Annotated in this window: 30 protein-coding genes and 1 tRNA gene; 10 read left to right on the top strand and 21 right to left on the bottom strand. The window is 60.9% G+C overall.

Translation table 11 applies throughout. The annotated features are described in order from the left end of the window. Nucleotides 1–14 precede the first annotated feature (14 nt). The 7 genes from pth to AC3WRD_RS22170 form a co-directional block, all read right to left on the bottom strand. Nucleotides 15–599 carry an aminoacyl-tRNA hydrolase gene (gene pth, locus AC3WRD_RS22200; RefSeq protein WP_007951726.1) on the bottom strand — a complete coding sequence of 195 codons (585 nt, stop codon included), beginning with the start codon at nt 597–599 and terminating at the stop codon, nt 15–17. A 171-nt stretch (nt 600–770) separates the two neighbouring features. Next, nucleotides 771–1,370 (bottom strand): 50S ribosomal protein L25/general stress protein Ctc, encoded by a 600-nt coding sequence (locus AC3WRD_RS22195; RefSeq protein WP_102621216.1) that lies wholly within the window; start codon nt 1,368–1,370, stop codon nt 771–773. Between the two features lie 142 nt (nt 1,371–1,512). Further along, nucleotides 1,513–2,454, bottom strand: coding sequence for a ribose-phosphate pyrophosphokinase (locus AC3WRD_RS22190; RefSeq protein ID WP_003171603.1), 942 nt, complete (start codon nt 2,452–2,454; stop codon nt 1,513–1,515). Nucleotides 2,455–2,501: 47 nt separating this feature from the next. Next, nucleotides 2,502–2,576 (bottom strand) — tRNA-Gln (locus AC3WRD_RS22185). 37 nt (nt 2,577–2,613) lie between these two features. Next, nucleotides 2,614–3,465: a 4-(cytidine 5'-diphospho)-2-C-methyl-D-erythritol kinase gene (gene ispE / locus AC3WRD_RS22180; RefSeq protein WP_096822731.1), complete on the bottom strand. Its 852-nt coding sequence runs from the start codon at nt 3,463–3,465 to the stop codon at nt 2,614–2,616. Nucleotides 3,466–3,467: 2 nt separating this feature from the next. Continuing rightward, nucleotides 3,468–4,085 (bottom strand): lipoprotein insertase outer membrane protein LolB, encoded by a 618-nt coding sequence (gene lolB / locus AC3WRD_RS22175; RefSeq protein ID WP_096822732.1) that lies wholly within the window; start codon nt 4,083–4,085, stop codon nt 3,468–3,470. Between the two features lie 3 nt (nt 4,086–4,088). Then, nucleotides 4,089–5,813 carry a tetratricopeptide repeat protein gene (locus tag AC3WRD_RS22170; protein ID WP_102621217.1) on the bottom strand — a complete coding sequence of 575 codons (1,725 nt, stop codon included), beginning with the start codon at nt 5,811–5,813 and terminating at the stop codon, nt 4,089–4,091. A 182-nt stretch (nt 5,814–5,995) separates the two neighbouring features. On the opposite strand from AC3WRD_RS22170, the gene hemA reads away from it, so the two are divergent. The 6 genes from hemA (at nt 5,996) to AC3WRD_RS22140 (ending at nt 11,353) form a co-directional block, all read left to right on the top strand. Beyond that, nucleotides 5,996–7,282 (top strand): glutamyl-tRNA reductase, encoded by a 1,287-nt coding sequence (hemA, locus tag AC3WRD_RS22165; protein WP_007951716.1) that lies wholly within the window; start codon nt 5,996–5,998, stop codon nt 7,280–7,282. Further along, the gene (prfA, locus tag AC3WRD_RS22160) at nt 7,279–8,361 is read left to right on the top strand and encodes a peptide chain release factor 1 (protein ID WP_096822736.1); all 1,083 of its coding nucleotides are present in this window, start codon (nt 7,279–7,281) and stop codon (nt 8,359–8,361) included. The genes hemA and prfA overlap by 4 nt, the downstream gene beginning before the upstream one ends. Next, a complete protein-coding gene (prmC, locus tag AC3WRD_RS22155) occupies nt 8,362–9,192 on the top strand; it encodes a peptide chain release factor N(5)-glutamine methyltransferase (RefSeq protein ID WP_102621218.1) in 831 nt (276 codons plus the stop codon). Further along, a complete protein-coding gene (locus tag AC3WRD_RS22150) occupies nt 9,186–9,941 on the top strand; it encodes a molybdopterin-synthase adenylyltransferase MoeB (protein ID WP_096822740.1) in 756 nt (251 codons plus the stop codon). Before prmC ends, AC3WRD_RS22150 begins: the two co-directional genes overlap by 7 nt. Then, a complete protein-coding gene (gene murI, locus AC3WRD_RS22145; RefSeq protein ID WP_102621219.1) occupies nt 9,934–10,725 on the top strand; it encodes a glutamate racemase in 792 nt (263 codons plus the stop codon). The genes AC3WRD_RS22150 and murI overlap by 8 nt, the downstream gene beginning before the upstream one ends. A 109-nt stretch (nt 10,726–10,834) precedes the next feature. Further along, complete coding sequence (locus tag AC3WRD_RS22140; protein ID WP_102621220.1) at nt 10,835–11,353, top strand: acyloxyacyl hydrolase; 519 nt, start codon at nt 10,835–10,837, stop codon at nt 11,351–11,353. A 40-nt stretch (nt 11,354–11,393) separates the two neighbouring features. Here AC3WRD_RS22140 and AC3WRD_RS22135 read toward each other — a convergent pair whose 3' ends face one another. From AC3WRD_RS22135 to AC3WRD_RS22080, 12 genes are all read right to left on the bottom strand, one after another. After that, nucleotides 11,394–11,699 (bottom strand): YkgJ family cysteine cluster protein, encoded by a 306-nt coding sequence (locus AC3WRD_RS22135; RefSeq protein ID WP_096822743.1) that lies wholly within the window; start codon nt 11,697–11,699, stop codon nt 11,394–11,396. 53 nt (nt 11,700–11,752) lie between these two features. After that, on the bottom strand, nt 11,753–12,244 hold the full coding sequence (locus AC3WRD_RS22130) for a DUF2878 domain-containing protein (RefSeq protein ID WP_102621221.1): 492 nt from the start codon (nt 12,242–12,244) through the stop codon (nt 11,753–11,755). Continuing rightward, the gene (locus AC3WRD_RS22125; protein WP_102621222.1) at nt 12,237–13,511 is read right to left on the bottom strand and encodes an SAM-dependent methyltransferase; all 1,275 of its coding nucleotides are present in this window, start codon (nt 13,509–13,511) and stop codon (nt 12,237–12,239) included. The genes AC3WRD_RS22130 and AC3WRD_RS22125 overlap by 8 nt, the downstream gene beginning before the upstream one ends. After that, nucleotides 13,498–14,313 carry a DUF1365 domain-containing protein gene (locus tag AC3WRD_RS22120; protein WP_102621223.1) on the bottom strand — a complete coding sequence of 272 codons (816 nt, stop codon included), beginning with the start codon at nt 14,311–14,313 and terminating at the stop codon, nt 13,498–13,500. Before AC3WRD_RS22120 ends, AC3WRD_RS22125 begins: the two co-directional genes overlap by 14 nt. Continuing rightward, complete coding sequence (locus AC3WRD_RS22115; protein WP_102621224.1) at nt 14,310–15,557, bottom strand: NAD(P)/FAD-dependent oxidoreductase; 1,248 nt, start codon at nt 15,555–15,557, stop codon at nt 14,310–14,312. The genes AC3WRD_RS22120 and AC3WRD_RS22115 overlap by 4 nt, the downstream gene beginning before the upstream one ends. Next, a complete protein-coding gene (locus AC3WRD_RS22110; RefSeq protein ID WP_096822753.1) occupies nt 15,554–16,336 on the bottom strand; it encodes an SDR family NAD(P)-dependent oxidoreductase in 783 nt (260 codons plus the stop codon). The genes AC3WRD_RS22115 and AC3WRD_RS22110 overlap by 4 nt, the downstream gene beginning before the upstream one ends. After that, nucleotides 16,333–16,755, bottom strand: a complete 423-nt coding sequence (locus AC3WRD_RS22105; protein ID WP_102621225.1) for a nuclear transport factor 2 family protein — start codon at nt 16,753–16,755, stop codon at nt 16,333–16,335. The genes AC3WRD_RS22110 and AC3WRD_RS22105 overlap by 4 nt, the downstream gene beginning before the upstream one ends. Beyond that, a complete protein-coding gene (gene phrB / locus AC3WRD_RS22100) occupies nt 16,748–18,193 on the bottom strand; it encodes a deoxyribodipyrimidine photo-lyase (protein ID WP_102621254.1) in 1,446 nt (481 codons plus the stop codon). The genes AC3WRD_RS22105 and phrB overlap by 8 nt, the downstream gene beginning before the upstream one ends. 20 nt (nt 18,194–18,213) lie before the next feature. Beyond that, nucleotides 18,214–19,155, bottom strand: a complete 942-nt coding sequence (locus AC3WRD_RS22095) for a MerR family transcriptional regulator (RefSeq protein ID WP_102621226.1) — start codon at nt 19,153–19,155, stop codon at nt 18,214–18,216. Continuing rightward, nucleotides 19,155–20,108 (bottom strand): YbgA family protein, encoded by a 954-nt coding sequence (locus tag AC3WRD_RS22090; RefSeq protein WP_102621227.1) that lies wholly within the window; start codon nt 20,106–20,108, stop codon nt 19,155–19,157. The genes AC3WRD_RS22095 and AC3WRD_RS22090 overlap by 1 nt, the downstream gene beginning before the upstream one ends. Before the next feature lie 111 nt (nt 20,109–20,219). Then, on the bottom strand, nt 20,220–20,435 hold the full coding sequence (locus tag AC3WRD_RS22085) for a TIGR02450 family Trp-rich protein (RefSeq protein WP_102621228.1): 216 nt from the start codon (nt 20,433–20,435) through the stop codon (nt 20,220–20,222). Further along, nucleotides 20,432–21,418, bottom strand: a complete 987-nt coding sequence (locus tag AC3WRD_RS22080) for an NAD(P)/FAD-dependent oxidoreductase (protein ID WP_096822763.1) — start codon at nt 21,416–21,418, stop codon at nt 20,432–20,434. Before AC3WRD_RS22080 ends, AC3WRD_RS22085 begins: the two co-directional genes overlap by 4 nt. Before the next feature lie 197 nt (nt 21,419–21,615). Here AC3WRD_RS22080 and AC3WRD_RS22075 point away from each other — a divergent pair, with 197 nt between their 5' ends. Together AC3WRD_RS22075 and hemH are read left to right on the top strand one after the other, a co-directional pair. Continuing rightward, entirely contained in the window at nt 21,616–22,518 is a 903-nt protein-coding gene (locus AC3WRD_RS22075; protein ID WP_102621229.1) for a TIGR01777 family oxidoreductase, read from the top strand. 13 nt (nt 22,519–22,531) lie between these two features. Beyond that, the gene (hemH, locus tag AC3WRD_RS22070) at nt 22,532–23,554 is read left to right on the top strand and encodes a ferrochelatase (protein ID WP_102621230.1); all 1,023 of its coding nucleotides are present in this window, start codon (nt 22,532–22,534) and stop codon (nt 23,552–23,554) included. A 123-nt stretch (nt 23,555–23,677) separates the two neighbouring features. Here hemH and AC3WRD_RS22065 read toward each other — a convergent pair whose 3' ends face one another. Together AC3WRD_RS22065 and upp are read right to left on the bottom strand one after the other, a co-directional pair. Then, on the bottom strand, nt 23,678–24,952 hold the full coding sequence (locus AC3WRD_RS22065) for a uracil-xanthine permease family protein (RefSeq protein WP_096822768.1): 1,275 nt from the start codon (nt 24,950–24,952) through the stop codon (nt 23,678–23,680). Nucleotides 24,953–24,954: 2 nt separating this feature from the next. Continuing rightward, nucleotides 24,955–25,593 (bottom strand): uracil phosphoribosyltransferase, encoded by a 639-nt coding sequence (gene upp, locus AC3WRD_RS22060; RefSeq protein ID WP_007951682.1) that lies wholly within the window; start codon nt 25,591–25,593, stop codon nt 24,955–24,957. Nucleotides 25,594–25,758: 165 nt separating this feature from the next. On the opposite strand from upp, the gene AC3WRD_RS22055 reads away from it, so the two are divergent. Together AC3WRD_RS22055 and AC3WRD_RS22050 are read left to right on the top strand one after the other, a co-directional pair. After that, on the top strand, nt 25,759–26,316 hold the full coding sequence (locus tag AC3WRD_RS22055) for a hypoxanthine-guanine phosphoribosyltransferase (protein WP_096822770.1): 558 nt from the start codon (nt 25,759–25,761) through the stop codon (nt 26,314–26,316). Nucleotides 26,317–26,417: 101 nt separating this feature from the next. Then, nucleotides 26,418–26,897: a hypothetical protein gene (locus AC3WRD_RS22050; RefSeq protein WP_102621231.1), complete on the top strand. Its 480-nt coding sequence runs from the start codon at nt 26,418–26,420 to the stop codon at nt 26,895–26,897. Nucleotides 26,898–26,948: the final 51 nt, after the last annotated feature.

Below are 26,948 nucleotides of genomic sequence, written 5' to 3'. Positions count from 1 at the left end.
CCCTCGGATAAGAGTCAGGCCTTCTGGCTGTGCAGGTTTTTCATCGCACGGTTCCATTCACCGGCGAGGATATCCGGCAGCACGCCGAGGGCAAAGTCGATGCTGGCATCGAGTTTTTCCTGTTCGGCGCGTGGCGCACGACCCAGGACGAAATTTGAAACCATACTGGCGACGCCCGGGTGGCCGATGCCAAGCCGCAGGCGGTGGAACGTATTCTGATTGCCCAATTGCGCAATGATGTCGCGCAATCCGTTGTGACCGCCATGACCGCCGCCAACCTTGAGCTTGGCGACGCCCGGAGGCAGATCGAGTTCGTCGTGCGCCACCAGGATTTCTTCAGGCTTGATGCGGAAGAAACCGGCGAGTGCCGCCACGGCCTGGCCGCTGCGGTTCATGTAGGTGGTGGGAATCAGCAGACGAACGTCCTGACCCTGATGCGAAAACCGCCCGGTCAGGCCGAAATACTTGCGATCGGCCACGAGATTCACATTCTGTGCGTGGGCGATGCGCTCAACAAAAAGGGCCCCTGCGTTATGCCGGGTCTGTTCGTATTCAGCGCCTGGATTTCCCAGGCCAACGATCAGTTTGATGGCAGTCACGATAGGGGCCCTTCCTTGGAGTGGTGGATAACATCGCCGCGATCAGGGAAGGCGGCGAAAGTGGACGAAAAATGCTCATTTACCATGGATGTAAACTCCGCGTTCTCGCCCGCTTTCTCGCTACGTTCCAGTCCGCGATGTTACCTGCTCACTCCGGCTTCACAGAGTGAATTACTCTGCTGCGCCTTCGGTAGCTTCTGGAGCAACACGTGGAGCGTGGACGTTGGCAACAGCCAGGTCGTTACCGTGAGCCAGAGCAACGAACTCAACGCCTTTAGGGGCTTTGATGTTCGACAGGTGAATGATCGAACCGATTTCAGCGTCAGCCAGGTCGACTTCGATGAACTCAGGCAGATCTTTCGGCAGGCAGGAAACTTCGATCTCGGCAACAACGTGCGAGATTTCGCCGCCTTTCTTCACTGGAGCAGCTTCGTTGATGAAGTGCACAGGAACGATAGCGGTCAGTTTCTGGCCAGCTACAACGCGTACGAAGTCAGCGTGCATCACGTGGCCTTTGGCCGGGTGACGTTGCAGAGCTTTGATGATCACGTTTTGCTTGGTGCCGCCAACGTTCAGCTCGATGATGTGACTGTAAGCCGCTTCGTTTTCGAGCAGTTTGGCAACTTCTTTGGCCAGCATGCTGATGGATTCAGGGGCTTTGTCGCCACCGTAAACAACAGCTGGAACCAGGGCGGCGAGACGACGCAGGCGGCGGCTCGCACCTTTCCCCAGGTCGGAACGCGCTTCAGCATTCAGAGTAAAATCGTTCATTTTGTATCTCCAAAATAGCCATGACCGAGTGGCGTTTGCGACCAGCGCCGAACACGGTATGGGCAAAAAAGCCCCGCCCCCGCCGGGATGGCGGGGGCGGGGCGCTTTTCGTCAACGAGACATTTCGAGAAGGGCAGGGCCCTTAACGGAACATCGCGCTGATCGATTCTTCATTGCTGATGCGGCGAACCGCTTCGGCAACAACCGGTGCGATATCCAGTTGACGGATACGTGCACAGGCTTGTGCTGCAGCGGACAGCGGGATGGTGTTAGTGACCACCAGCTCGTCCAGCACGGAATTTTCGATATTCTCGATGGCCCGACCCGACAGCACAGGGTGTGTGCAGTAGGCAAAGACCTTGGCTGCGCCATGCTCTTTCAGGGCCTTGGCCGCGTGGCACAGAGTGCCGGCGGTATCGACCATGTCATCGACCAGAATGCAGGTGCGCCCTTCGACATCACCGATGATATGCATCACTTCAGAGTGATTGGCTTTCTCACGGCGTTTGTCGATGATCCCGAGATCCACGCCCAGGGACTTGGCAACGGCACGTGCACGCACGACGCCACCAATGTCCGGGGACACGATCATCAGGTTCTCGAAGCGCTGATCTTCGATGTCATCCACCAGAACCGGGGAGCCGTAGATGTTATCTACCGGAATATCGAAGAAACCCTGAATCTGGTCAGCATGCAGATCAACCGTGAGAACACGGTCGATGCCGACTACGGTAAGCATGTCAGCGACGACTTTCGCGCTGATAGCCACACGTGCGGAACGCGGACGGCGATCCTGACGGGCATAACCAAAATAAGGAATAACAGCAGTGATACGAGTAGCCGAGGAGCGGCGGAAGGCGTCAGCCATCACTACCAGTTCCATCAGGTTATCGTTGGTCGGAGCGCAAGTCGGCTGAATAATGAAAACGTCTTTACCGCGAACGTTTTCATTGATCTCGGCTGTAATTTCGCCGTCGGAGAATTTACCGACAGAGATGTCACCGAGAGGGATATGCAGCTGACGTACAACACGCCGAGCCAGATCGGGGTTAGCGTTCCCCGTAAAGACCATCATCTTGGACACGCGCAGTACCTGAAGGCTGAGGGTATACCTGGATGAGTATAGGAAAATGGCAGGGGCGGCTGGATTCGAACCAACGCATGGCAGGATCAAAACCTGCTGCCTTACCGCTTGGCGACGCCCCTGTATCTGTTGCTTGCAAGTGCCGGGCACTTGGTTCCTTTAGAGCAGACTTTGCAGCTTGCGATGCAACATCGAAACGTTGCTTCCTTTCGCTACAAACCCTGTAAGGGTCTCTGTCAGAAGGGCCGAGACTTTATCAGCTTCAGCTTTGCTTGGGAAGCCCCCAAACACACAACTTCCAGTTCCGGTGAGTTTTGCTTCGGTAAAATTACCTAACAAATTCAATGCGTTACGTACTTCTGGATAACGCCTTGCTACCACCGGCAAGCAGTCATTTCGACTGTTTCCCTCGGGAACGGGGCGCACTTTAATGGGCGGCGTGTTACGTGTCAACAACGGATCTGAAAAAATTTCTGCCGTACTAACAGAGACTTGCGGAACGAGCACGACATACCACGGTTCGACGGGCTCGACAGGGGTCAGTTTCTCGCCGACACCTTCGGCGAAAGCCGCGTGCCCGCGCACGAAAACCGGGACGTCGGCACCCAGGCTCAGGCCCAGTGTTGCCAGCCGATCTTCATCCCAGCCCAACTGCCACAGATGATTGAGGCCGAGCAGCGTGGTCGCCGCATTCGAGCTGCCGCCACCGATGCCACCGCCCATCGGCAGGATCTTGTCGATCCAGATATCGATACCGAGGGCGCAACCGGATTGTTCCTGAAGTTTTTTCGCCGCCCGTACGATCAGGTTGCTGTCGTGGGGCACGCCGTCGAATTCGGTGTGCAGGCGAATCACGCCATCGTCGCGCACGGCGAAGGTGATTTCGTCGCCGTAGTCGAGGAACTGAAAAATCGTCTGCAACTCGTGATAGCCGTCTTCACGGCGACCGAGAATGTGCAGCATCAGATTGAGTTTGGCCGGAGAAGGCAGCGTCAGGCGTGGAGCGGTCATGCTTATTGCCCCAATTTACGCGGTTGCCAGGTCTTGATGACCAGCGTCACGTCCAGATCGGTGCCGTGCAGTTTGATCCGCTCGGGCAACCAGTAACCATTCTGTTCGGCATAGCCCAAGTATTCGACCTGCCAGCCGTCCTGCTCCAGATTGGCCAGGCGACTGTCGCCATCGAGGGTCAGGCGGCTCTTGCTGGCCGGAGCCGGCAGGCCGCGAACCCACCAGGCCAGGTTCGATACCGGCAATTTCCAGCCGAGCTGTTCTTCCAGCAGGACTTCCGGGGACTGCGCGTCATAGCGGCCCTGGTTGGCGACTTCCAGCGAGACTTTGCCCGGGCGACCGGTCAACCGCGCAGCGCCGCGACCCAGCGGGCCGGACAGGCGGATGTCGTAGTAATCCTGGCGCTGCAGCCAGAACAGCGTGCCGCTGCCCGAGTCTTTCGGGGCGCGGATGCCGATCTTGCCGTCGATCTGCCAGCCATCGAGGCCGGTCAGTTGCTGTTTGTTCGCGGCCCATTGTGCAGGGCTGCCATGGCCCTCGACCGATTCGCGAGCGCCAAAACCCGCGCAACCGGCGAGCAGGGCGATGAAGCTGAAAACAATAACGTGGCGCAAAAACATGAGTTAAAGAGTCTCGGATCCGGTCAGGCGCTTGATGGTGCTGCGCAGAATGGTGCTGTCGGGCTGATCCTTGAGGAACTTGCCCCAGATTTGTTTCGCTTCGCGCTGATTACCCTTGGTCCACAGGACTTCGCCCAGGTGAGCAGCGACTTCGTGATCGGGGAAGCGCTCGAGGGCCTGGCGCAGGTACTTCTCGGCGTCATCCAGGTTGCCCATGCGGAAATTCACCCAGCCGAGGCTGTCGAGTACCGCCGGGTCTTCCGGATTGATCTGATGGGCCTGCTCGATCAGCGCCTTGGCTTCGGCGTAGCGGGTGGTGCGGTCGGACAGGGTGTAGCCGAGGGCGTTGAGGGCCATGGCATTGTCCGGATCGCGCTTGATGATCAGGCGCAGGTCTTTTTCCATCTGTGCCAGGTCGTTGCGTTTTTCCGCCTGCATTGCCCGGGTGTAGAGCAGATTCAGATCATCCGGGTATTGCAGCAACGCCTGTTGCAGGATTTTCCAGGCCTTGTCGCCCTGATTGTTGGCGGACAGGGTCTCGGCCTCGATCAGGTACAACTGGATCGCGTAATCCGGCTGCGCATCACGTTCGGCGGCCAGCTTGCTCTGGGCTTCGGCGGTCTTGCCGTTGTTCATCAGAATATCGGCCTGACGCAGTTGCGCCGGCAGATAGTCGTTGCCGGGGCCGACCTGGGCGTACTCGATCAGCGCGCCTTGCGGGTCGTTGCGTTCTTCGGCGATGCGGCCCAGGTTCAGGTGCGCGGAATCGACATGGCTTTCGCGGGCGATCAGGTCTTCCAGGTAACCCTTGGCCTCGTCCCAGGCCTTGGCTTCCAGGCAGACCAGTGCCAGCGAGTAACGCAGTTCGTCGTCTTCCGGGTATTGCTGGACCAGGGTCGAGAACTCGACCTTGGCGTCGTCCATCCGGTCCTGTTCCACCAGCATCCGCGCGTAAGTCAGGCGCAGGCGCTTGTCGTCCGGGTACTTCTTGATGTTTTTCTGCAGAAGCGGCAGGGCCTCGTCGCCACGGTTCAGCCCTTGCAACAGGCGGGCGCGCAGCAGGATCGGGGCGATTTCGCCGTCGTCCGGCGGATTGTCTTCAAGCAGGGTCAGCGCACCTTTGGTGTCGCCATCCTGCTGCATCAGCAAGGCCTTGCCGAAAATCAGCTGATTGTTGTGCGGGTGACGCTGCAACAGACGGTCGAAACTTTTCATCAGACCGTTGCGGGTTTCCTGATCGGTGTCGGCGGCCGACAGCGCGAGGAAGTCGAAATGGGTGTCGCCCTTGCCCTGCAGGACTTTCTCCATATAGACCATCGAGTCGTCATAACGCCCGGCGCGTGCCAGTTGCACGGCAGCGGCGCGTTGCGCTTCGAGGTCATCCGGGGCGTTTTTCGCCCAGATCAGCGCGGTATCCAGCGCCGGTTGATCCGCGCCCAGGTACTCGGCAATGCGGAACGCCCGCTCGGAAACACCCGGATCCTGGGTGTTGATGGCCTGGGTCACGTAGTTGTCCAGGGCAATGTCGAAGCGATTGCGCTGGCCGGCGAGTTCGGCACTCAGCAGGCTGAACACCGTTTCTTCGCTGAACGAGCTGTAAACCTTGGGCTTTTCAGGGGCTGGCGTGGTGTCTTCGACCGATGAGGTGCCATCGTGCGAAACGGGGGCCAAGGCCTGGCAGCCGCTGAGGAAGACAAAAGCAAGGAGCAACGCGGAAGATCTATTCATATAGGAAGAGGACGACTAACCTGCGGTCGGATCATCATGACACAAGCCTTCGGCCAAACATAACCGAGTCTCGATTGTGGCCATTATAGGGGCGGACAATTGGGACAATAGTCAGCGGTAGTTGTTCTGAATCTGACGAAGTAGGACAATTGCCGGCTTCACGTCACCATCAGCGACCTTGAATGGCCTTCCTTGCACTCGGTATCAACCACAAGACTGCTTCAGTAGACGTCCGCGAGCGCGTGGCCTTTACCCCTGAGCAGCTGGTGGAGGCCTTGCAGCAGCTCTGCCGGCTCACCGACAGCCGCGAAGCTGCGATCCTTTCCACCTGCAATCGCAGTGAACTGTATATAGAACAGGATCAGCTTTCGGCCGATATCGTGCTGCGCTGGCTGGCCGACTATCACCATTTAAGCCTCGATGAGCTGCGCGCGAGTGCTTATGTGCACGAAGATGATGCGGCAGTTCGTCACATGATGCGGGTCGCCTCCGGGCTCGATTCGCTGGTGCTGGGCGAACCGCAGATCCTCGGCCAGATGAAATCGGCCTACGCCGTGGCTCGCGAGGCCGGCACGATCGGGCCGTTGCTGGGCCGGTTGTTTCAGGCAACGTTCAACGCTGCCAAGCAAGTGCGCACCGACACCGCCATTGGTGAAAACCCGGTGTCCGTGGCGTTTGCCGCCGTCAGCCTGGCCAAACAGATTTTCAGCGACCTGCAACGCAGCCAGGCCCTGCTGATCGGCGCCGGCGAGACCATCACCCTGGTCGCCCGCCATCTGCATGAGCTGGGGGTCAAGCGTATCGTGGTGGCCAACCGCACACTGGAGCGCGCCAGCCTGCTGGCCGAACAGTTCGGCGCCCACGCGGTGCTGCTCTCGGACATCCCGGCCGAACTGGTGCGCAGCGACATCGTCATCAGCTCCACCGCCAGTCAGTTGCCGATCCTTGGCAAGGGCGCGGTGGAAAGCGCCCTGAAGCTGCGCAAGCACAAGCCGATCTTCATGGTCGACATCGCCGTTCCCCGTGACATCGAGCCAGAAGTCGGCGAACTCGACGACGTTTACCTCTATAGCGTCGACGATCTGCACGAAGTGGTCGCCGAAAACCTCAAGAGCCGCCAGGGCGCAGCGCAAGCGGCCGAAGAGATGGTTTCGGTCGGTGCCGACGATTTCATGGTGCGCCTGCGTGAACTGGCGGCGGTCGATGTGCTCAAGGCCTATCGTCAACAGAGCGAACGCCTGCGCGACGAAGAGCTGCAAAAGGCCCTGCGCCTGCTGGCCAACGGCGGCAACGCCGAAGACGTGCTGGGCCAGTTGGCCCGTGGCCTGACCAATAAACTCCTGCACGCCCCGAGCGTACAGTTGAAAAAGCTTTCTGCCGAAGGCCGCCTCGATGCGCTGGCCATGGCCCAGGAACTCTTTGCCCTCGAGGGCTCACCGGATAGCTTTTCGGATAAAAAACCGCAATGAAAGCGTCACTGCTCAATAAGCTGGATATCCTCCAGGACCGTTTCGAGGAACTGACGGCGCTGCTTGGCGACGCCGAAGTCATTTCCGACCAGACCAAATTCCGCGCCTATTCCAAGGAATACGCCGAAGTCGAGCCGGTCGTCGAAGCCTATAAACAGCTGCTCAAGGCCCAGGCCGACCTGGAAGGCGCCCAGGCGCTGCTCAAGGACGGCGACCCGGACATGCGTGAAATGGCCGTGGAAGAAGTCCGTGAAACCAAAGAGCAACTCATCGAGCTGGAAGCCACCTTGCAGCGCATGCTGCTGCCCAAGGATCCCAACGACGGGCGCAACGTGTTCCTCGAAATCCGCGCCGGCACCGGTGGTGACGAGGCGGCGATCTTCTCTGGCGACCTGTTCCGCATGTATTCGCGTTACGCCGAGCGGCGTGGCTGGCGGGTGGAAATCCTCTCGGAGAACGAGGGGGAGCACGGCGGCTATAAAGAAGTCATCGCTCGGGTTGAAGGCGACAACGTCTACGGCAAGTTGAAGTTCGAGTCTGGTGCCCACCGCGTGCAGCGTGTGCCGGCCACCGAATCCCAAGGCCGGATCCACACCTCGGCCTGTACCGTGGCCGTGTTGCCGGAGCCGGACGAGCAGGAAGCGATCGAGATCAACCCGGCGGACTTGCGCGTCGACACCTACCGTTCCTCCGGGGCCGGTGGTCAGCACGTAAACAAGACCGACTCGGCGATCCGTATCACCCACTTGCCGACCGGCATCGTGGTCGAGTGCCAGGAAGAGCGTTCCCAGCACAAGAACCGTGCACGGGCGATGGCCTGGCTGTCGGCCAAGCTCAACGACCAGCAGACCGCCGCGGCGGCCAACGCCATCGCCAGCGAACGTAAATTGCTGGTGGGTTCCGGTGACCGCTCCGAACGCATCCGCACCTACAACTTTGCCCAGGGCCGGGTCACTGACCATCGCGTCAACCTGACCCTGTATTCCCTCGACGAAATCCTCGCCGGTGGCGTCGAAGCGGTGATCGAGCCGTTGCTGGCTGAATACCAGGCCGACCAACTTGCAGCGATAGGTGAATAAATGACCATCATCGCCAGCCTGTTGCGCGCCGCCGAACTGCCGGACTCGCCCACCGCGCGCCTGGACGCCGAACTGCTCCTTGCCGCGGCGCTGGGCAAGTCGCGCAGTTTTCTTCACACCTGGCCCGAGCGCATCGTGCCGAGCGAAGCCGTGTTGGTCTTCGCCGAATATCTGCAGCGTCGTCGCAGCGGTGAACCGGTGGCCTACATTCTCGGCCAGCAGGGTTTCTGGAAGCTCGATCTGGAAGTCGCGCCGCACACGTTGATCCCGCGTCCGGACACCGAATTGCTGGTGGAGGCCGCACTGAAATTGCTCCCGGCGACCCCGGCCAAAGTGCTCGACCTCGGCACCGGCAGCGGCGCAATTGCGCTCGCTCTGGCCAGCGAGCGCCCGGCGTGGAACGTCACCGCCGTGGATCGTGTGCTGGAAGCCGTGGCCCTGGCCGAACGCAACCGTCAGCGCCTGCACCTGAACAACGCCACGGTGATGAGCAGCCACTGGTTCAGTGCCCTCGAAGGCAAGCGTTTCGAGCTGATCATCAGCAACCCGCCGTATATCCGCGCCGCCGATCCGCATCTGGTCGAAGGCGATGTGCGTTTCGAACCGGAAAGCGCGCTGGTGGCCGGCGTCGACGGGCTCGACGATATACGCCTGATCATTGCCCAGGCGCCGGCACATCTGGAGGCCGGTGGCTGGCTGATGCTCGAACACGGCTATGATCAAGCCGAAGCCGTGCGCGATCTGCTGCTGACGCAAGGTTTCGAAGAAGTCCACAGCCGCACCGATCTGGGCGGCCATCAACGGATCAGCCTGGGGCGCCTGCCGTGCTGAATGATCAGGAATTGTTGCGCTACAGTCGGCAGATCCTGCTGCAACACATCGACATCGATGGCCAGTTGAAGCTCAAGGACAGCCGTGTCCTGATCGTCGGCCTCGGCGGTCTCGGCGCACCGGTGGCCTTGTACCTGGCGGCGGCGGGTGTCGGCGAGTTGCATCTGGCGGATTTCGACACGGTCGACCTGACCAACCTGCAACGCCAGATCATCCACGACACCGACAGCGTCGGCATGACCAAGGTCGACTCGGCACTCAAGCGCCTGAGCGCGATCAACCCTGAAATTCAACTGGTGCCCCATCGCCAGGCGCTGGACGAGGACTCCCTCGCTGCTGCCGTGCTTGCGGTGGACCTGGTGCTCGACTGTTCGGACAATTTCTCCACTCGCGAAGCAGTCAACGCTGCGTGTGTGGCTGCGCGCAAACCGCTGGTCAGCGGCGCGGCGATCCGCCTCGAAGGGCAGCTCTCGGTGTTCGACCCGCGTCGTGCCGAAAGTCCGTGCTACCACTGCCTGTACGGTCACGGCAGCGAAGCCGAACTGACCTGCAGCGAGGCCGGCGTGGTCGGTCCTCTGGTTGGCCTGGTCGGCAGCCTGCAAGCGCTGGAAGCGTTGAAGTTGCTGGCAGGATTCGGCGAGCCACTGGTGGGTCGCCTGCTGTTGATCGATGCACTTGGCTCGCGCTTCCGTGAACTGCGGGTCAAGCGTGATCCTGGATGCAGCGTCTGTGGTTCGCACCATGCGTGAGGCGCCGATCGCCGTATTCGACTCCGGCGTCGGCGGTCTGTCGGTGCTGGCGGAAATCCAGCAGTTGCTGCCCAATGAATCGCTGCTGTACCTCGGCGATTGCGGCCACATTCCTTATGGCGAGAAAACCCCGGAGTTCATTCGCGAGCGTTGCAGCGTGATGGCCGGCTTTTTCCGCGAGCAGGGCGCCAAGGCACTGGTGATCGCTTGCAACACCGCGACCGTGGCCGGCGTCGCTGACCTGCGGCGTGATTTCCCCGACTGGCCGATTGTCGGCATGGAGCCGGCAGTCAAACCGGCTGCTGCCGCCACTCGCAGCGGAGTAGTCGGCGTACTCGCCACCACCGGCACCTTGCAGAGCGCGAAGTTCGCGGCACTGCTTGATCGTTTTGCCACCGATATTCGGGTCATTACCCAACCCTGCCCGGGACTGGTCGAGCGGATCGAAAACGGCGACCTGCACAGCGACGCGCTGCGCCAGTTACTTCACCGCTATGTTGAACCACTGCTGGGCGCAGGCTGCGACACGATCATTCTCGGCTGCACCCACTATCCGTTTCTCAAGCCGATGCTCAAGGCGATGCTCCCCGACGACATCAGCCTGATCGACACCGGCGCCGCCGTGGCCCGGCAACTTCAGCGTCTGTTGGCCGAGCGCGAACTGCTCGCCGAGGGCCCGAACCACCCCGCGAAATTCTGGACCAGTGCCGATCCGCAATCCCTGAAAAACATCCTGCCGTTGCTGGGACAATTGCCCGGCGATGTGCAAAGCTTCGGTTTGTAAAAAAGTTGCGTCATAACTGAAAAATCAGCTGAACTTCTGTTCAAACGCCGATTTCTATAGCGTCAAGCAAACTAAAAACCATACGACCGTTCGGAAAAGGATGTTTCAAGTGAAGCGACTATTCTGCTTGGCCGCGATTGCGGCCGCACTGATGGGGCAAAGTTTTACCGCGCAAGCCGCGGGTGTGGAATTCGGGGTTGGGGCCACCAGCGATTCAACGATGACGTATCGCCTGGGGATGAATTTCGACTGGGACAAGAGCTGGCTGCAAAGCGATGTCGGTCGTCTGACCGGTTACTGGAGTGGCGCCTACACCTACTGGGAAGGTGACAAGGGCTCCAGCAACAACAGCCTGTCGTTCTCGCCGGTGTTTGTTTACGAGTTTTCCGGCGAGTCGATCAAGCCGTACGTCGAGGCCGGCATCGGCGCTGCGGTGTTTTCCAACACCGAGTACGAAGGCAACAAGATCGGCCAGGCCTTCCAGTTCGAAGACCGCTTCGGTTTCGGCCTGCGTTTCCATGGCGGGCACGAGGTGGGGATTCGCGCGACTCACTATTCCAACGCCGGCATGTCGAGCAACAACGACGGGGTAGAAAGCTACTCGTTGCATTACACGATGCCGTTGTAACACCCATGAAAAAGGAGCGCCCGGCGCTCCTTTTTTGTATTCAGCGATACGCCGTGGCAATCCCCTGGCGTTCGTCGATGCATTCCGGGGCGCCCATTTCGAATTCGCGGCAGATCAGCGGGCGTTTTTCGTAGATCGTGCACATCATCGTGTCGCGATCCAGTGCCGCGCACCAGCCGTCGTCCAGGCGCAACATCACTTCACCACCCCAATCATCGGTATCGATATAGCGCTCGGGCACGCCGGTGTCGGTGATCAGCATGACTTCGAGCTGGCAGCAGCAGGCCGCGCAGGTCGAACAGGTGACTGCGGGCTCGTCGATTGGCTGGAGGGGAATGGTTTTCATGGGCGCCAGTGTACGGCAGTGGCCGATGGACGTGTGAAAGCCCTGACAGACGATCAGTCTTCCAGACGCCCGGACAGTTGGTGCAATAACGGAAACAGCAGCGCCCACAGCAGACCGATGCCGATCAAGGTCGGTAACTCGCCGTAAGGAAATTGCACCCCGGCCAGTCGTCCACCGGCGCAATACGACAACGCGCCACCGACGGCTCCGAGCAGAGCCGCCAGCCACCATGGCCGGGCGCTCCATTGCAGGCAATGGCGTAACGTCGTGGCGAGCAGTGCCCACAACAACATCAGCCACAGCGGAATCAGCGGCGACAGATCCTTGAACTCGAACACCCCTAGGCCGCGCAAACCACTGTCCACGGCCGTACCCAGAATCACCACGCTGAGAATCAGTCGACCCTCCGCCGCCCAACTGCTGATCCAGCGCAGATGAATCACCAGCACCGCCAGCGCCACCAGCAACCACAGGCTGTTGCCGCCGAGCACGCAGGCCAGCCAGCCGACCTGGAACAGAACGGCGTTGGCAATCCGCTCAAGCATCGAAGCGCCCGAGCAACGGTGCCGGCATGGCCGCCGGTTTGGCCAACAGCAATTGCGCGGTGCCGATGGTGCGTTCGAGGAAGCCGCCCTCGCAGTAGCACAGATAAAACTCCCACAGCCGCAGGAAATAATCGTCGTAGCCCAATTCGCTCAGACGGCCGTGGGCATGGCGAAAGTTCTCATGCCACAGGCGCAGGGTCCGGGCGTAGTGCAGGCCGAAATCTTCCATGTGCAGCAGGTTCATGTCGGTGTCGCGGCTGACGATTTCGAGCATCTTCTGCACGCAGGGCAAGGCGCCGCCGGGGAAGATGTAACGCTGGATGAAATCCACGCCGCGTTTCGCCTGCTCGTAACGCTGGTCCCGAATGGTGATTGCTTGCAGCAGCATCAGGCCGTTGCTCTTGAGCAGGTGCGCGCATTGCTTGAAGTAGGTCGGCAGGAAGCGATGGCCGACTGCCTCGATCATCTCGATCGATACCAGTTTGTCGTACTGGCCGGTGAGGTCGCGGTAGTCCTTGAGCAGCAGCGTCACTCGATCCTGCAAGCCGAGGCTTTCGATGCGCCGGGCCGTGAACGCGTATTGCTCTTTGGACAGCGTGGTCGTGGTGACTTTGCAGCCATAGTGCTGCGCGGCGTACAGCGCCATGCTGCCCCAGCCGGTGCCGATTTCCAGCAGGTGGTCGCCGGGTTCGAGCGCGAGCTTCTGGCAGATCCGCTCCAGTTTGTTCAGCTGCGCCTGTTCCAGGCTGTCGTCGGGGTTCAGGAACTGCGCCGCCGAGTACATCATGGTCGGATCGAGAAATTGCTCGAACAGATCGTTGCCGAGGTCGTAGTGCGCGGCGATGTTTTTCTGCGAGCCCTTGCGTGTGTTGCGGTTAAGCCAGTGCAGCCCGCGCACCAGCGGCCGGCCGATTTTCGCCAGTCCGCCCTCCATGCCATCGAGCACCTCAAGGTTGCTGACGAAGACCCGCACTACCGCCGTCAGGTCCGGCGAACTCCAGTAACCATGAATGAAGGCTTCACCCGCACCGATCGAACCGTTGCCCGCGACCATGCCCCACGCCGCCGCATCAAGGACATGAATCTCGCCCAGCAACGCACTGCCCGGCGTGCCGAAGACCTGGCGTTCGCCGTCCTCGATCACCACCAGTTGCCCATGTTTGAGCTGTGCGAGCTGACGCAGAACACCGCGGCGCAGCAGCGAACCGGTGATGCCGTGCGTACTGAACGGGATGGCGGCTCTGGCCGAAACACTAGAGGATTTCATGGCGGTGCTCCTCGGGAGACGCAGTAGCGGTTCGAAAGCTGTCGTCGGCCGTCCGATGGGGAAACAGCGGGGTGCGCTTGAGCAGCAATCGCAGGGCCTGCCAATAGATCGCGAGGGCGGTCTTGGCGGTCATCCAGGGAAAGCGCCACAGATGCCGGTGCAGGTTGCGTCGATCAAGAGGTTCGCGTTTCAGGTTGAGCGTGGCGTCGAACAGTTTTTGCTCGCCTTGCCAGTCGGCCATGTGCACGCCCAGGGTTTGCGCGGCGGGGCTGAAGCTCATGCGGTATTCCAGATCCGGCGGCAGGAAAGGCGAAACGTGAAACGCCTTGGCCACGGCGAAATGCTGGTGGAAGTCGCGTACGTTGGTCGGCGCTTGAGCCGGGAGCACATAGTGATAGCGCTCGCGCCACGGTGTGTTGCTGACTTCGCAGAGAATCGCCGCCAGTTGCCCGTCGGCCTCGTGGCAATAAAAGAAACTCACCGGGTTGAATGCCAAGCCCCAACTGCGAGGCTGGGTCAGCAGGCAGATCGAGCCCTGCGGCTCGTGACCAAGGGCCTCACCGACCAGCAGGCGCACGGCATCGATCAGCCGCACACCACGACCGGTGAAGGTCTTGAGGTAGTCGGTCTCGCGAAATGAGAACGGGGCAAACCGGTTCGCGCCCGCCAAGAACGACAGGTTCAGCACGGCGTCCTGTTCAGTCAGGTCGAGATAGATCAGGCCGATCCGGTAGCGGAACTCATGCCGGCGCGGGGCGAATCGCCGATGGGCGATCCAGCCACTGTAAAGCGCGCTGTTCACAGGCTTTCTCCGAACGCGGCGGCGACGCGCAAGGCGCTGACCACACCGTCCTCATGAAAACCGTTGGCCCAATAGGCGCCGCAATAATGTGTGTGCTGTGCTCCGTCGAGTTCGGCCCAGCGCTGTTGTGCCGCCACCGCTGCGAGGCTGAATTGCGGATGGGCATAGGTGAAACGGGCAAGCACTGTGGACGGGCTGATGCCGGCGCTCTGGTTGAGGCTGACGCAGAACGTGGTGTCGCTCTGGATGCCTTGCAGGATATTCATGTCGTAAGTGACGGCCGCCTGGGTATGGCCGGCCCCGCCGAGGCGATAGTTCCAGCTGGCCCAGGCCCGTTTGCGCGTCGGCAACAGGCGGGTGTCGGTGTGCAGCACCACTTCGTTGTCGGCGTAGGGCAGGGCACCGAGAATCTCCCGCTCGGCACTGCCGGGATTGGCCAGCAGACGCAATGCCTGATCGCTGTGGCAGGCCAGCACGACTTTGTCGAAGTGTTCGATGTCGGCGGGGCTGTGGATAACCACGCCGTGTTCGTTGCGATCGATCCGGTTTACCGGACAGTTCACGCGGATCCGTTCTTTGAAAGACTCGGTCAGCGGCGCGATGTAAGCACTCGAGCCGCCCTCGATCACTCGCCATTGCGGACGATTGCTGACCGACAACAAACCGTGGTTCTCGAAGAACCGCACGAAGAACTGCAACGGAAAATTCAGCATCTGGGCCATGGGCATCGACCAGATCGCCGCGCCCATCGGCACGATGTAATGCAGGATGAAGCGCTCGCCGTAACCGCCGGCCTTGAGGTAATCATCCAGCGTGGTGTCAGTGGTTATCCGCTGTTCGGCGAGGTCGCGCCGGGCTTCCTTATTGAAGCGCAGGATGTCGCGCAGCATGCCCCAGAACCCCGGCGACAACAGATTGCTGCGTTGGGCGAACAGGCTGTCGAGGTTGTTGCCGTTGTATTCCAGGCCGGTGTCGGGGTCGGTCACCGAAAAGCTCATCTCGGTGGCCTTGGCGGTTACGCCCAACTGGCCGAGCAAGCGAATGAAGTTCGGGTACGTCCAGTCGTTGAACACGATGAACCCGGTGTCCACTGCGTAATCACGCCCATCCACCGTCACTTTTACTGTGTGCGTATGGCCGCCGACCCGGTCGCCGGCCTCGAACACCGTCACGTCATGCCGGCGATTGAGCAGGTAGGCGCAGGTCAGGCCTGCGATCCCGCTGCCGACAATGGCGATGTTCACGTCAGATCCCTGAGCGGCGGGCTGCGCCGCACCATGCGTTTGCCAATCGCCAGTTGTACCCGCGCCGGCATTTTCGACAATGGCCAGAGCGCAGCCATGAACAGCGCCGGAAAGGCTATCTCCAGAGGCCGCTCCTTGAGTCTGCCGAAGATGTGACTCGCCGCTTTTTCCGCAGGCCAGCTCAATGGCATCGGGAAATCGTTTTTGGCGGTCAATGGTGTTTCGACAAAGCCCGGGCTGATGACCGTGACTTCAATGCCTTCGTCCGCCAGATCGATGCGCAACGACTCGAACAGATACCGCAACCCGGCCTTCGATGCGCCGTAAGCTTCGGCCCGAGGCAATGGCACGTAAGTGACGGAACTCGCCATGCCCACCAGATGCGGTGCGGTCCCTTTGCGCAGCAAGGGCAGGGCGGCTTCGATGCAGTAGCTGCTGGCCAGCAGGTTGGTGCGCACCACGTGTTCGATGATCGAGGCGTCGAACTGCTGGGCATCGACGTACTCGCAGGTGCCGGCGTTGAGAATCACGCTGTCCAACGCCCCCCAGTCCATCGCGATCTGTTCACCGATTTCCCGCACGGTCTGGCTGTTGGTCAAATCCCCCGGCAGCACCAGCACTTGGCCCGGATAGCGTTGCGACAGCGCTTTGAGTGGTGTGACCTGACGGGAACTGACCGCCAGGTGTGCACCGGTTTTCAGAATTTCTTCCGCCAGTGCTGCGCCGATGCCACTGCTGGCGCCGGTCAGCCAATAACGGCGTGGCGTTGAACGACTCATCCCAGTCTCCTTTTCAGCCAGGCAATCACCCGGCCCAATACAGGTAGATGTTCATAAAGCAGCGCCCCTGCATCGAAGTAATCCCGGTGGCGATAAACCTTGTCGCGCCAGAGCAGGTGCGAGCAGCCCGTGACACGAATCAATCGCCCGCCCGCCAGACGCGGGTGGCGGTAACTCATGACCCAGCGCAGGTAACCTTCGCAGTCGCCGATCTGGTCGAAACCGTGGAAGTCGAACCGCAGCTCGCTGACATTGGCGTAGAGCTCGCTGAAGTAGCTGCGCAATTGCGTCAGCCCCTGCACCTCGTGCAAGGGATCGGTGAAATGAATGTCCTCGCTGTAGAGCGCGTCCAGGCTGTACAGGTTGTCTTTGTTCAACTGCGCAAACTGGCGGGCGAAGCGGCGCAGGAATTCACTCATACCCGCCTCCGGCCGCCTGACGTGACGGCAGGTTCTTGAACGCGCTCAGCGCCCGCTCCCGCGAGGTGCTCAGGTTGACGATCGGCGGTGGATAGTCCGCCACGCCGAACAGCCCGCCAGCGCTCGCCGGGTTGTGCACTTCCTTCTTGTTCAGTCCGGCCAGTTCAGGCAGCCAGTGTTTGATGAACAGGCCTTCGCTGTCGAATTTTTCCGACTGGCTGACCGGGTTGAAAATCCGGAAGTACGGCGCCGCATCGGTGCCGGTCGACGCGCTCCACTGCCAGCCGCCGTTGTTCGCGGCCAGATCGCCGTCGATCAGGTGGCGCATGAAAAAGCGCTCGCCTTCGCGCCAGTCGATCAGCAGGTTTTTGGTCAGGAACATCGCCACCACCATCCGCAGGCGATTGTGCATCCAGCCGGTTTCGAGCAATTGGCGCATGGCCGCGTCGATGATCGGCAGGCCGGTGCGTGCCTCCTGCCAGGCCGCCAGTTCCTGCGGCGCATCGCGCCAGGCCAGGGCTTCGGTTTCCGGGCGGAACGCGCGATGGCGGGACACCCGTGGGTAACCCACCAGAATGTGTTTGTAGAACTCGCGCCACAGCAGCTCGTTGATCCAGGTGACGGCGCCGACCTTGCCGCTTTCGAATTCGCCCTGATTGGTTTGCAGCGCGGCATGCAGGCACTGGCGCGGCGAGATCACACCCGCCGCGAGATAGGCCGAGAGCTGGCTGGTGCCAGGCTTGGCCGGGAAGTCGCGTTCGCTCTTGTAATAGTCGATCTGCACGTCGGCGAAGGTGGCGAGGCGTCGTTGGGCCTCGGTTTCGCCGGCGGGCCACAGGTTGCGCAGGGCCTGGCCGGGTGTCGGGAAACCCTCGATGGATTCGGGCACCGGGTCGCTGTCGATATTCAGCGGGACCTGTGCCGACGGCGCCTTTATCAGCGCCGGCATCGAGCGATGCAAACGTTCGTAGCAGACTTTGCGGAACTGGCTGAACACCTGAAAGTAGGTGCCGGTCTTGGTCAGCACGCTGCCCGGCTTGAACAGTAATTGATCGAGGTAGCTGTGAAACGCGATGCCTTCGGCTTGCAACGCCTGCTCAACCGCTGCATCGCGGCGGCTTTCGTGAATGCCATATTCCTCGTTGACGTGAACGGCCTCGACCTTCCATTGCCGGCACAGCTCAAGCAGCACCGCTGGCGCCTGATCCCAGCGCGGGGCGCTGCGGATCAACAACGGGATGTTCAGTGCTGCGAGGCTTTTGCTCAGCTCCCGCAGGTTGCGCAGCCAGAAATCGATCTTGCACGGGGCGTCGTCATGTTCCTGCCATTGCTCGGGGCTCAACAGGTACACGGCCACGGTCGGGCCACGTTCGGCGGCGGCCGTCAGGGCGGTGTTGTCATGTTGGCGCAGGTCGCTGCGCAGCCAGATCAATTGCATGGTGTTCTCGACAGTCTTCATCAAATCAACTCACGCTCTATCAGCACCTGATGCGCCGCCAGAGGGTCCTCGGCCAGGTACAGATCAGCGATCTCGGAGGTTCTTACGGACAACTCGGCGTGGTGGATGCACACCGTTGGTCCGGCAATCATTTTCAGGCAGCTGACGCCATTCAACAGTTTCGGCAACTGCGCAAGGTTCATGGCTTTGCTGGAATACAGCAGTACGCCACGGGCCTGCAGATGATCGACTGCCAACGCCAGTTCCCCGGCCGGCAGCGGCCAGTCAAACACCTGCACCGGGCAATCGGCACTGCTGATCAACCAGGCGCAGAGCCACAGGTGCGGCTCCAGCAGTAAGTCCGACTGATTGACCAGCAGCAGTGGCGCACCGCGCAACTGACGGTTGTTATGGTAGATGCGTGCGCCGAATTTGCTACGCAGCCAGGCGTGAAAGAACACCCGCTCCATCTGCGCACCGAACTGGCCCTGCCAGCGCTGTTCGAGTTCCGCCAGCAACGGCATCAGCAATTGCTCGCACAGGGTTCGCGGTGGGTACAGCGCCATGGCCTGGTTGACGCTGTCGTCGAGGCTGCGTTCGTTCAATTGAGTGACCGCCAGCAGTGCGGCTTGATGCAACGGCTGCCATTCGTTTTCCAGTGGCTCGTTGAAGGCTTGCGGTGTGTCGAGCAGCGGTTTGACCTGACTGACCGCGACGCCCCGGTTGAGCCAGGTGAGGATGGTCTGGATGCGCTGCACGTGTTCGGCCGAATACAAACGATGACCTTTAGGCGTGCGCTGGGGCACGATCAATCCGTAACGGCGTTCCCAGGCGCGCAGGGTAATCGCGTTGACGCCGGTCTGGCGCGCGACCTCGCGGATCGGCAGCCAGCCGTCGTCGAGGGCTTTCTTGAAGTCGGCGCCGAGGTCTTCGCGGGCGCTGCTGTCGGGTGAGTCGTTCATCAAATGGCGTTTCGCAGGCTGAGGTTTTCCGGGTGCGGTTGCAGGTAAACCTGTTGCGCGATGTACGGATCGGGGTGTTGGCGAAAGTGATGCTTGAGCAGCGTCAGCGGCACCACCAGCGGCACGATGCCGTGGCGGTACTGGCCGATGACGTGCTGCATTTCCTGTTTGTCTTCGGCGCTGATGGCCCGTTTCAGGTAGCCACTGATGTGCTGCAACACGTTGCTGTGGGTGCGGCGCGTGGCGCAGGTGCTCAGTGCCGCCATCAATTGGCTGAAGTAGCGCGGGCCGAGGGCCACGGGATCGATTCCGCTTATGTTGCCCAGCAGATTGCCCAGTGCCTTGTATTGCACCGGGTTGTGGGCCATCAGCAAGTATTTGTAACGTGAGTGGAAGTCGGTCAGGGCGCGGCGGCTCAGGCCGTGTTCGAGCACCTGTTGCCAGTCGCTGTAGGCGAACACTCGGGTGATGAAGTTTTCCCGCAGGACCGGATCGTTCAATCGTCCGGCTTCCTCCACCGGTAGATCTGGGTGCCGGGCACAGAAAGCCTGGGCGTAGATCCCGCGCCCGCTGCCGATCGGCGCGCCGTTGTGGTGATAGACCTTGACCCGCTCCAGCCCGCAGGACGGCGATTGCTGCATGAAGATGTAGCCGCAGATGTCATCGAGTTCGGTGGCCATTTTCTGGCCATAAGCGGACAGCGCATCGGTGACGTCGGTCTCGCGATGAACAGTGCCGAGGGCCTGGGGGCGGTCCGGGTCGCCCACCAGACGAATCGGTTCGCGGGGAGTGCCCAGGCCAATCGCGACTTCCGGGCAGACCGGGACGAACTGGAAATACTCAGTGAGGGTGCGGGTGCACAGCCGCGATTCCTTGTGGCCGCCGTTGTAGCGCACTTCGGCCCCCATCAGGCAGGCGCTGATGGCGATCTTGGGTGGGGACAATTCGGACATGGAGGCACCTCGAATCTGAATTTGTACAAAATAATTATTCTGTACAACATTCCTTCAGCATAGATTCAAGGGTGTACAAGTCAATTTATTTGTACAGGATTTTGGCGAAAACTAGAGCCAGCCCATTTTCCAGTGCGCATCGTCCTGCAATGTGTGCCAGTCCAACTGCGTGCTGTGTCGGGTCAACACAGCCTGTAATTCAATCTCCAGCACCGTGCCATCCTCGTCGCAGAATAGTCTGGTTATCAGAAAATGCTTTTCACGGTTTTGCGGGAGGGCTGCTGTCCATTTCGACAGCAGCAGTTTGCGCGGATTGAAGCGGTTCACTGCAGGTGTTCGTGAAGGCGACGTGCAGCTTCCTGACCGCTGAGCCACGCGCCTTCGACCCGGCCCGACAGGCACCAGTCGCCGCATGCATACAGCCCCAGATCGGCATCGGCCAGCGTGCCCCATTCATGGCTGGTGGATGGACGGGCGTAGAGCCAGCGGTGGGCGAGGCTGAAGGTGGGCGCGGGCATGGCGCTGTGCAGCAACTCGGCGAAGGCACCGTGCAATTGCTCGATCACGGCTTCCTTGGGCAGATCGATATGCTGCCGGCTCCAGGCACTGGTGGCGTGCAGGACCCAAGTGTCGAGCGTGTTGTCGCGCCCCGGTTTGCTGCGGTTGCGGGCCAGCCAGTCCAGGGCGCTGTCTTGTACGAAGCAGCCTTCGATGGGTGTATCCAACGGTGTGTCGAAGGCGAGGGCAACGGCCCAGGTCGGGTCCATCTTCACGCCTGCAGCGGCCCCGGCGAGTTTCGGCGCAGCGGCCAGCAACGCGGTGGCCTGTGGGGCCGGGGTGGCGATCACCACATGGCTGAACGGCCCGTGGGTGAAACCTTCGGCATCTTGCAGGTGCCAGTGTTCTTCGCCGCGATAGACTTCGGTGATCCGGCAGGCGAAGTGCACTTCCAGGCCGTCGAGCAAGCCACGGGTGATGGCGCTCATGCGCGGTGTGCCGACCCAGCGGGTCTGCTCGTCCGGCGACAGGTTCAGTTGCCCGCCATGATAGGTGTAGAGCTGCGGCGTCCACTCGGCGACCCAGCCCTGGCTTTGCCAGCGCTGGACCTCGGTGACGAAGCGTCGGTCGCGGGCGGTGAAATACTGCGCGCCCATGTCCAGCGAGCCGGCGTCACTGCGCTTGCTCGACATGCGCCCGCCGCTGCCACGGCTTTTATCGAACAACTGAACGCTGTGCCCGGCCTCTGTCAGGGCCTGGGCGGCGGAGAGTCCGGCGATGCCGGTGCCAATGATTGCGATAGGTACAGTCATAGGGGCCTCGTTTACCTTTCTGTACAGACTACGCCGTGGATGAAACCTGTACAATTTTGTTTTTTGGTATAACTTCCAGCGTTTTCGTTCTGACAGCTTGGCCTATTGTTAAACAATAGAGCCTGCCCGATAGAAAAGATCCCTGCTTATAAAAATAGACTAGGGATCGGGGTAAAACGCCACGCGAGGAAGATGTCATGCACATATTGCTGACCGGCGGTACTGGATTGATCGGACGTCAGCTCTGCCGGCACTGGTTGGGGCAGGGACATCGCTTGACCGTGCTGAGTCGTCGCGCGGAAAAAGTCGCAAAAATCTGTGGAGCGCGAGTGCGTGGCATTGCGCGTCTGGAGGACTTTGGCGACGAGCCGGTCGACGTGATCGTCAACCTCGCCGGCGCGCCGATTGCCGACCGGCCGTGGACCCATCGGCGTAAAGCCGTGTTGTGGAGCAGTCGCATCACGCTCACCGAAACGTTGCTGACGTGGCTGGAAAATCGCGGGCAGAAACCGTCACTGCTGATCTCGGGCTCGGCGGTGGGTTGGTACGGTGACGGCGGCGAGCGCGAGTTGACCGAAGATTCGCCACCGGTGATCGACGATTTCGCCAGTCAGTTGTGCATTGCCTGGGAAGAAACCGCGCAGCGTGCCGAAGCGATGGACATTCGTGTGGTGCTGGTGCGGACCGGGCTGGTGCTGTCGGCCGAGGGCGGTTTTTTGTCGCGCCTGTTGCTGCCGTTCAAACTCGGACTGGGCGGGCCTTTGGGCAATGGTCGGCAGTGGATGTCGTGGATTCATATCGACGATCAAATCGCCCTGATTGATTTTCTTCTGCACCGCAATCAGGCCAGCGGTCCTTATAATGCGTGCGCACCGAAACCTGTGCGCAATCGCGAATTCGCCAGGACGCTGGGCAGCGTGCTGCATCGCCCGGCGTTCATGCCGATGCCGGCCCTCGCCTTGAAGGTCGGGCTCGGCGAGATGTCATTGCTGTTGCTGGGTGGCCAACGGGCCACGCCGGCACGCTTGCTGGAAGCCGGATTCAGTTTCCGGTTCACGGATTTACGCGCGGCCCTGGACGATCTCTCCAGCCGCCTCTGAAATAGGACGTTGCATGACCGATCACGCCTTGCTTCTGGTCAACCTGGGTTCGCCGGCCTCCACTTCGGTGGCCGACGTGCGCAGCTACCTCAATCAATTTCTGATGGACCCGTACGTGATCGACCTGCCGTGGCCGGTGCGGCGTCTGTTGGTGTCGCTGATCCTGATCAAGCGCCCCGAGCAGTCGGCCCATGCCTACGCCTCGATCTGGTGGGATGAAGGCTCGCCGCTGGTGGTGCTCAGCCGTCGCCTGCAACAGCAGATGAAGGCGCAGTGGACCCACGGTCCGGTGGAACTGGCCATGCGTTACGGCGAACCGTCCATTGAGACAAGCCTGTTGAAGCTGGTCGCGGCGGGGCACAAGCGCATCACCCTCGCGCCGCTTTATCCACAGTTCGCCGACAGCACCACGACCACCGTGATCGAAGAAGCCAAGCGGGTTGTGCACGAGAAGAAACTCGATGTGCAACTGTCGGTATTGCAGCCGTTCTACGATCAGCCGGAATACCTCGACGCGCTGGTGGCGAGCGCCAAACCGCACTTGCAGCAGGATTACGATCACCTGCTGCTGAGCTTCCATGGTTTGCCGGAGCGGCACCTGAAAAAGCTCAATCCGGGGCACAGTTTCGAGGGCGGCGGCGATTGCTGCGCCGGTGCACCGCCGGAGGTGGTTGCCACCTGTTATCGCGGTCAGTGCCTGCGCACGGCGGCCGAGTTTGCCAAACGCATGGGCATCCCGGACGGTAAATGGTCGGTGTCGTTTCAGTCGCGGCTGGGCCGGGCGAAATGGATCGAACCCTACACCGAAGCGCGGCTGGATGAGTTGGCCAAGAGCGGCGTGAAGAAGATTCTGGTGATGTGCCCGGCGTTTGTTGCCGATTGCATCGAAACCCTGGAAGAGATCGGCGATCGCGGCAAGGAACAGTTCCGCGAGGCGGGAGGGAAGGAGTTGGTGCTGGTGCCGTGTCTGAACGATGACCCGCAATGGGCAAAGGCATTGGCGACGCTTTGTGAGCGGGCGCCACTGGCTCTTTGATGATCGTTCCCACGCTCTGCGTGGGAATGCCTCTAGGGACGCTCCGCGTCCAGTGACGCAGAGCGTCACAGGCTGCATTCCCACGCGGAGCGTGGGAACGATCAACGATCTTGAAGCTAAGGCTTAGAGCAGTGGCTCATCCGCCTTCTTGTGTTTCCAGCTGTCGTTGCCCGGCAGGATCAGGTTCAGCGCAATCGCCACCACCGCGCACAGCGCGATGCCTTTGAGGCCGAAGTCATCCGGACCGGTGCCGGTGCCGACCAGCACACCGCCAATCCCGAACACCAGCGTGACGGAAACGATCACCAGATTGCGCGCCTCGCCCAGATCGATCTTGTGACGGATCAGGGTGTTCATCCCCACCGCCGCGATCGAACCGAACAACAGGCACAGAATCCCGCCCATCACCGGCACCGGAATGCTTTGCAGCAGGGCACCGAACTTGCCGATGAACGCCAGGCTGATGGCGAAGATCGCCGCCCAGGTCATGATTTTCGGGTTGTAGTTCTTGGTCAGCATCACCGCGCCAGTCACTTCGGCGTAGGTGGTGTTGGGCGGACCGCCGAACAGGCCGGCTGCCGTGGTGGCGATACCGTCACCCAGCAGGGTGCGATGCAGGCCCGGCTTCTTCAGGTAGTCGCGACCGGTCACGCTGCCGACTGCAATCACGCCGCCGATGTGCTCGATGGCCGGGGCCAGCGCCACCGGGACGATGAACAGGATCGCCTGCCAGTTGAACTCGGGCGCGGTGAAGTGAGGGATCGCAAACCAAGGGGCTGCCGCAATCTTCGCGGTGTCGACGACACCGAAATAGAAGGACATGGCGAAACCCACCAGCACGCCGGAGATGATCGGCACCAGACGGAAAATGCCTTTGCCGAACACCGCCACGATCAACGTGGTCAGCAATGCCGGCATCGAGATCATCATCGCGGTCTGGTAATGGATCAGCTCCGAACCATCACCGGCCTTGCCCATCGCCATGTTCGCGGCAATCGGCGCCATGGCCAGTCCAATGGAGATGATCACCGGACCGATCACCACCGGCGGCAGCAGACGGTCGATGAACCCGGTGCCTTTGATCTTCACGGCCAGGCCAAGGAAGGTGTAGACGAAACCGGCCGCCATCACGCCGCCCATGGTCGCGGCGAGGCCGAACTGGCCCTTGGCGAGAATGATCGGGGTGATGAAGGCAAAGCTCGACGCCAGGAACACCGGCACCTGACGCCCGGTGACGATCTGGAACAGAATTGTCCCTAAACCCGCGGTAAACAGTGCCACGTTCGGGTCAAGGCCCGTGATCAGCGGCATCAGCACCAGGGCGCCGAAAGCCACGAACAGCATCTGTGCGCCGGACAGCACCGTGCGCCAGAGCGGATCGTTGAACTCTTGCTGCATGGTTACGCGTCCTTCTGCTTGGTGCCGAAGATCTTGTCACCGGCATCGCCAAGCCCAGGAATGATGTAACCGTGCTCGTTGAGTTTCTGATCGATGGACGCGGTGTAGATGATCACGTCCGGGTGAGCTTTTTCGACAGCGGCAATGCCTTCCGGCGCGGCAACCAGCACCATCGCGCGGATGTCCTTGCAACCGGCCTTTTTCAGCAGGTCGATGGTCGCAACCATGGAGCTGCCGGTGGCGAGCATCGGGTCGATGATCATGGCCAGGCGTTCGTCGATTTCCGGAACCAGTTTTTCCAGATAGGTGTGGGCCTGCAGGGTTTCTTCGTTACGGGCAACGCCGACGGCGCTGACCTTGGCGCCCGGGATCAGGCTCAGCACGCCTTCGAGCATGCCGATGCCGGCACGCAGGATCGGCACGACGGTAATCTTCTTGCCGGCGATTTTCTCGACCGACACAGTGCCGCACCAACCTTCGATATCGTAGGTTTCCAGCGGCAGGTCTTTGGTAGCTTCATAGGTCAACAGGGCACCGACTTCCTGAGCGAGCTCGCGGAAATTCTTGGTGCTGATGTCTGCACGGCGCATAAGGCCAAGTTTGTGACGGATCAGCGGATGGCGGATCTCTTGGATGGACATGGGGAAAGGCTCCGGCGGCGGGCAAAAAAACCGGCCTAGATTAATCTATCCGAGGGTGATGTCCTATAGGACATACAGTACGTTAGTCCACAAATGCTTGATTCGGCCGTGCGGGATGCGTACCTTTGCCCGCTTTTCCGAAACAGACCCCCCTTGGAGAGCGCCATGTCCGCTGATCTCGAGCATATCCGTCAAATCATGCGAGAGGCTGACTGCCTGTACACCGAAGCTGAAGTCGAGGCTGCCATTGCCCGCGTCGGTGCACAAATCAACGAACAACTGGCCGAGAGCAACCCGGTGGTGTTCTGTGTGATGAACGGCGGGCTGATTTTCTCCGGCAAGCTGCTGACCCATCTGCAGTTCCCGCTGGAAGCGTCCTACCTGCACGCCACCCGCTATCGCAACGAAACCAGCGGCGGCGACCTGTTCTGGAAAGCCAAGCCGGAAGTCTCGTTCATCGACCGCGACGTGCTGATCATCGACGACATCCTCGACGAAGGTCACACCCTGGGCGCGATCATCGACTTCTGCAAACATGCTGGCGCGCGCAAAGTGCACACCGCCGTGCTGATCGACAAGGACCACGACCGCAAGGCCCGTCCTGACCTGAAAGCCGATTTCGTCGGCCTGCCGTGCGTCGACCGTTACATCTTCGGTTACGGCATGGACTACAAAGGCTACTGGCGCAACGCCAACGGGATCTTCGCCGTCAAAGGCATGTAAGAACCCCCTGAAAGATCGCAGCCCAAGGCTGCGATCTTTTGTTTTTCTGAACCCCATGCACCCCATGCTAGAGTGCTCGGCCCCGCCCTCCGGAGCCTGTCATGAGCCTCTTGATCCGCAGCTGCGCCGCCCTGTTGCTGACCCTCAGCCTGCCCCTGGCCGCCGCCCCGATGCACAGCCAATTCCTGCCGCCCGACGACCTGACCCTGCGCGATGCCGAACCCGAGCAGCAGCAACTGTTGCAGGTCACCGACTATTCCGTGGTGGTCGGCGCCCAGCGCCAGTCCAATCAGCAGCCGATTCCGGTCACGTCGCCGTTGATGATCCGCCTCAAGGGCAAGTCGCTGAACAAGGGCGCGACGATCAACCAGGTACTGGTCAGTTTTGACGGCGAAAGCAAAAGCCTGAAAAAACCGGTGTATGACGACAAGAGCAAGACCCTGACGCTCTTCTATCCGTTGGCCCAGTACCGGGTGGTGATCGATCTGTTGCGCAACGAAACGGTGTACTGCCAGTTCCTGACCTACGCCAACGGCCACATCTGGGCCGATCTGCACACCGGCAGCACGCGTGCGCGTTGAGCCCTGTGCCCGGGCGGGGGTAAACTGCCCGCCCCGTGAAATGTCTGCGAG

The organism is Pseudomonas sp. FW215-R2, from assembly GCF_058789255.1.
The sequence above is the reverse complement of the archived record's forward strand: the minus strand, read 5'-3'. Positions and strand labels throughout refer to the sequence as shown.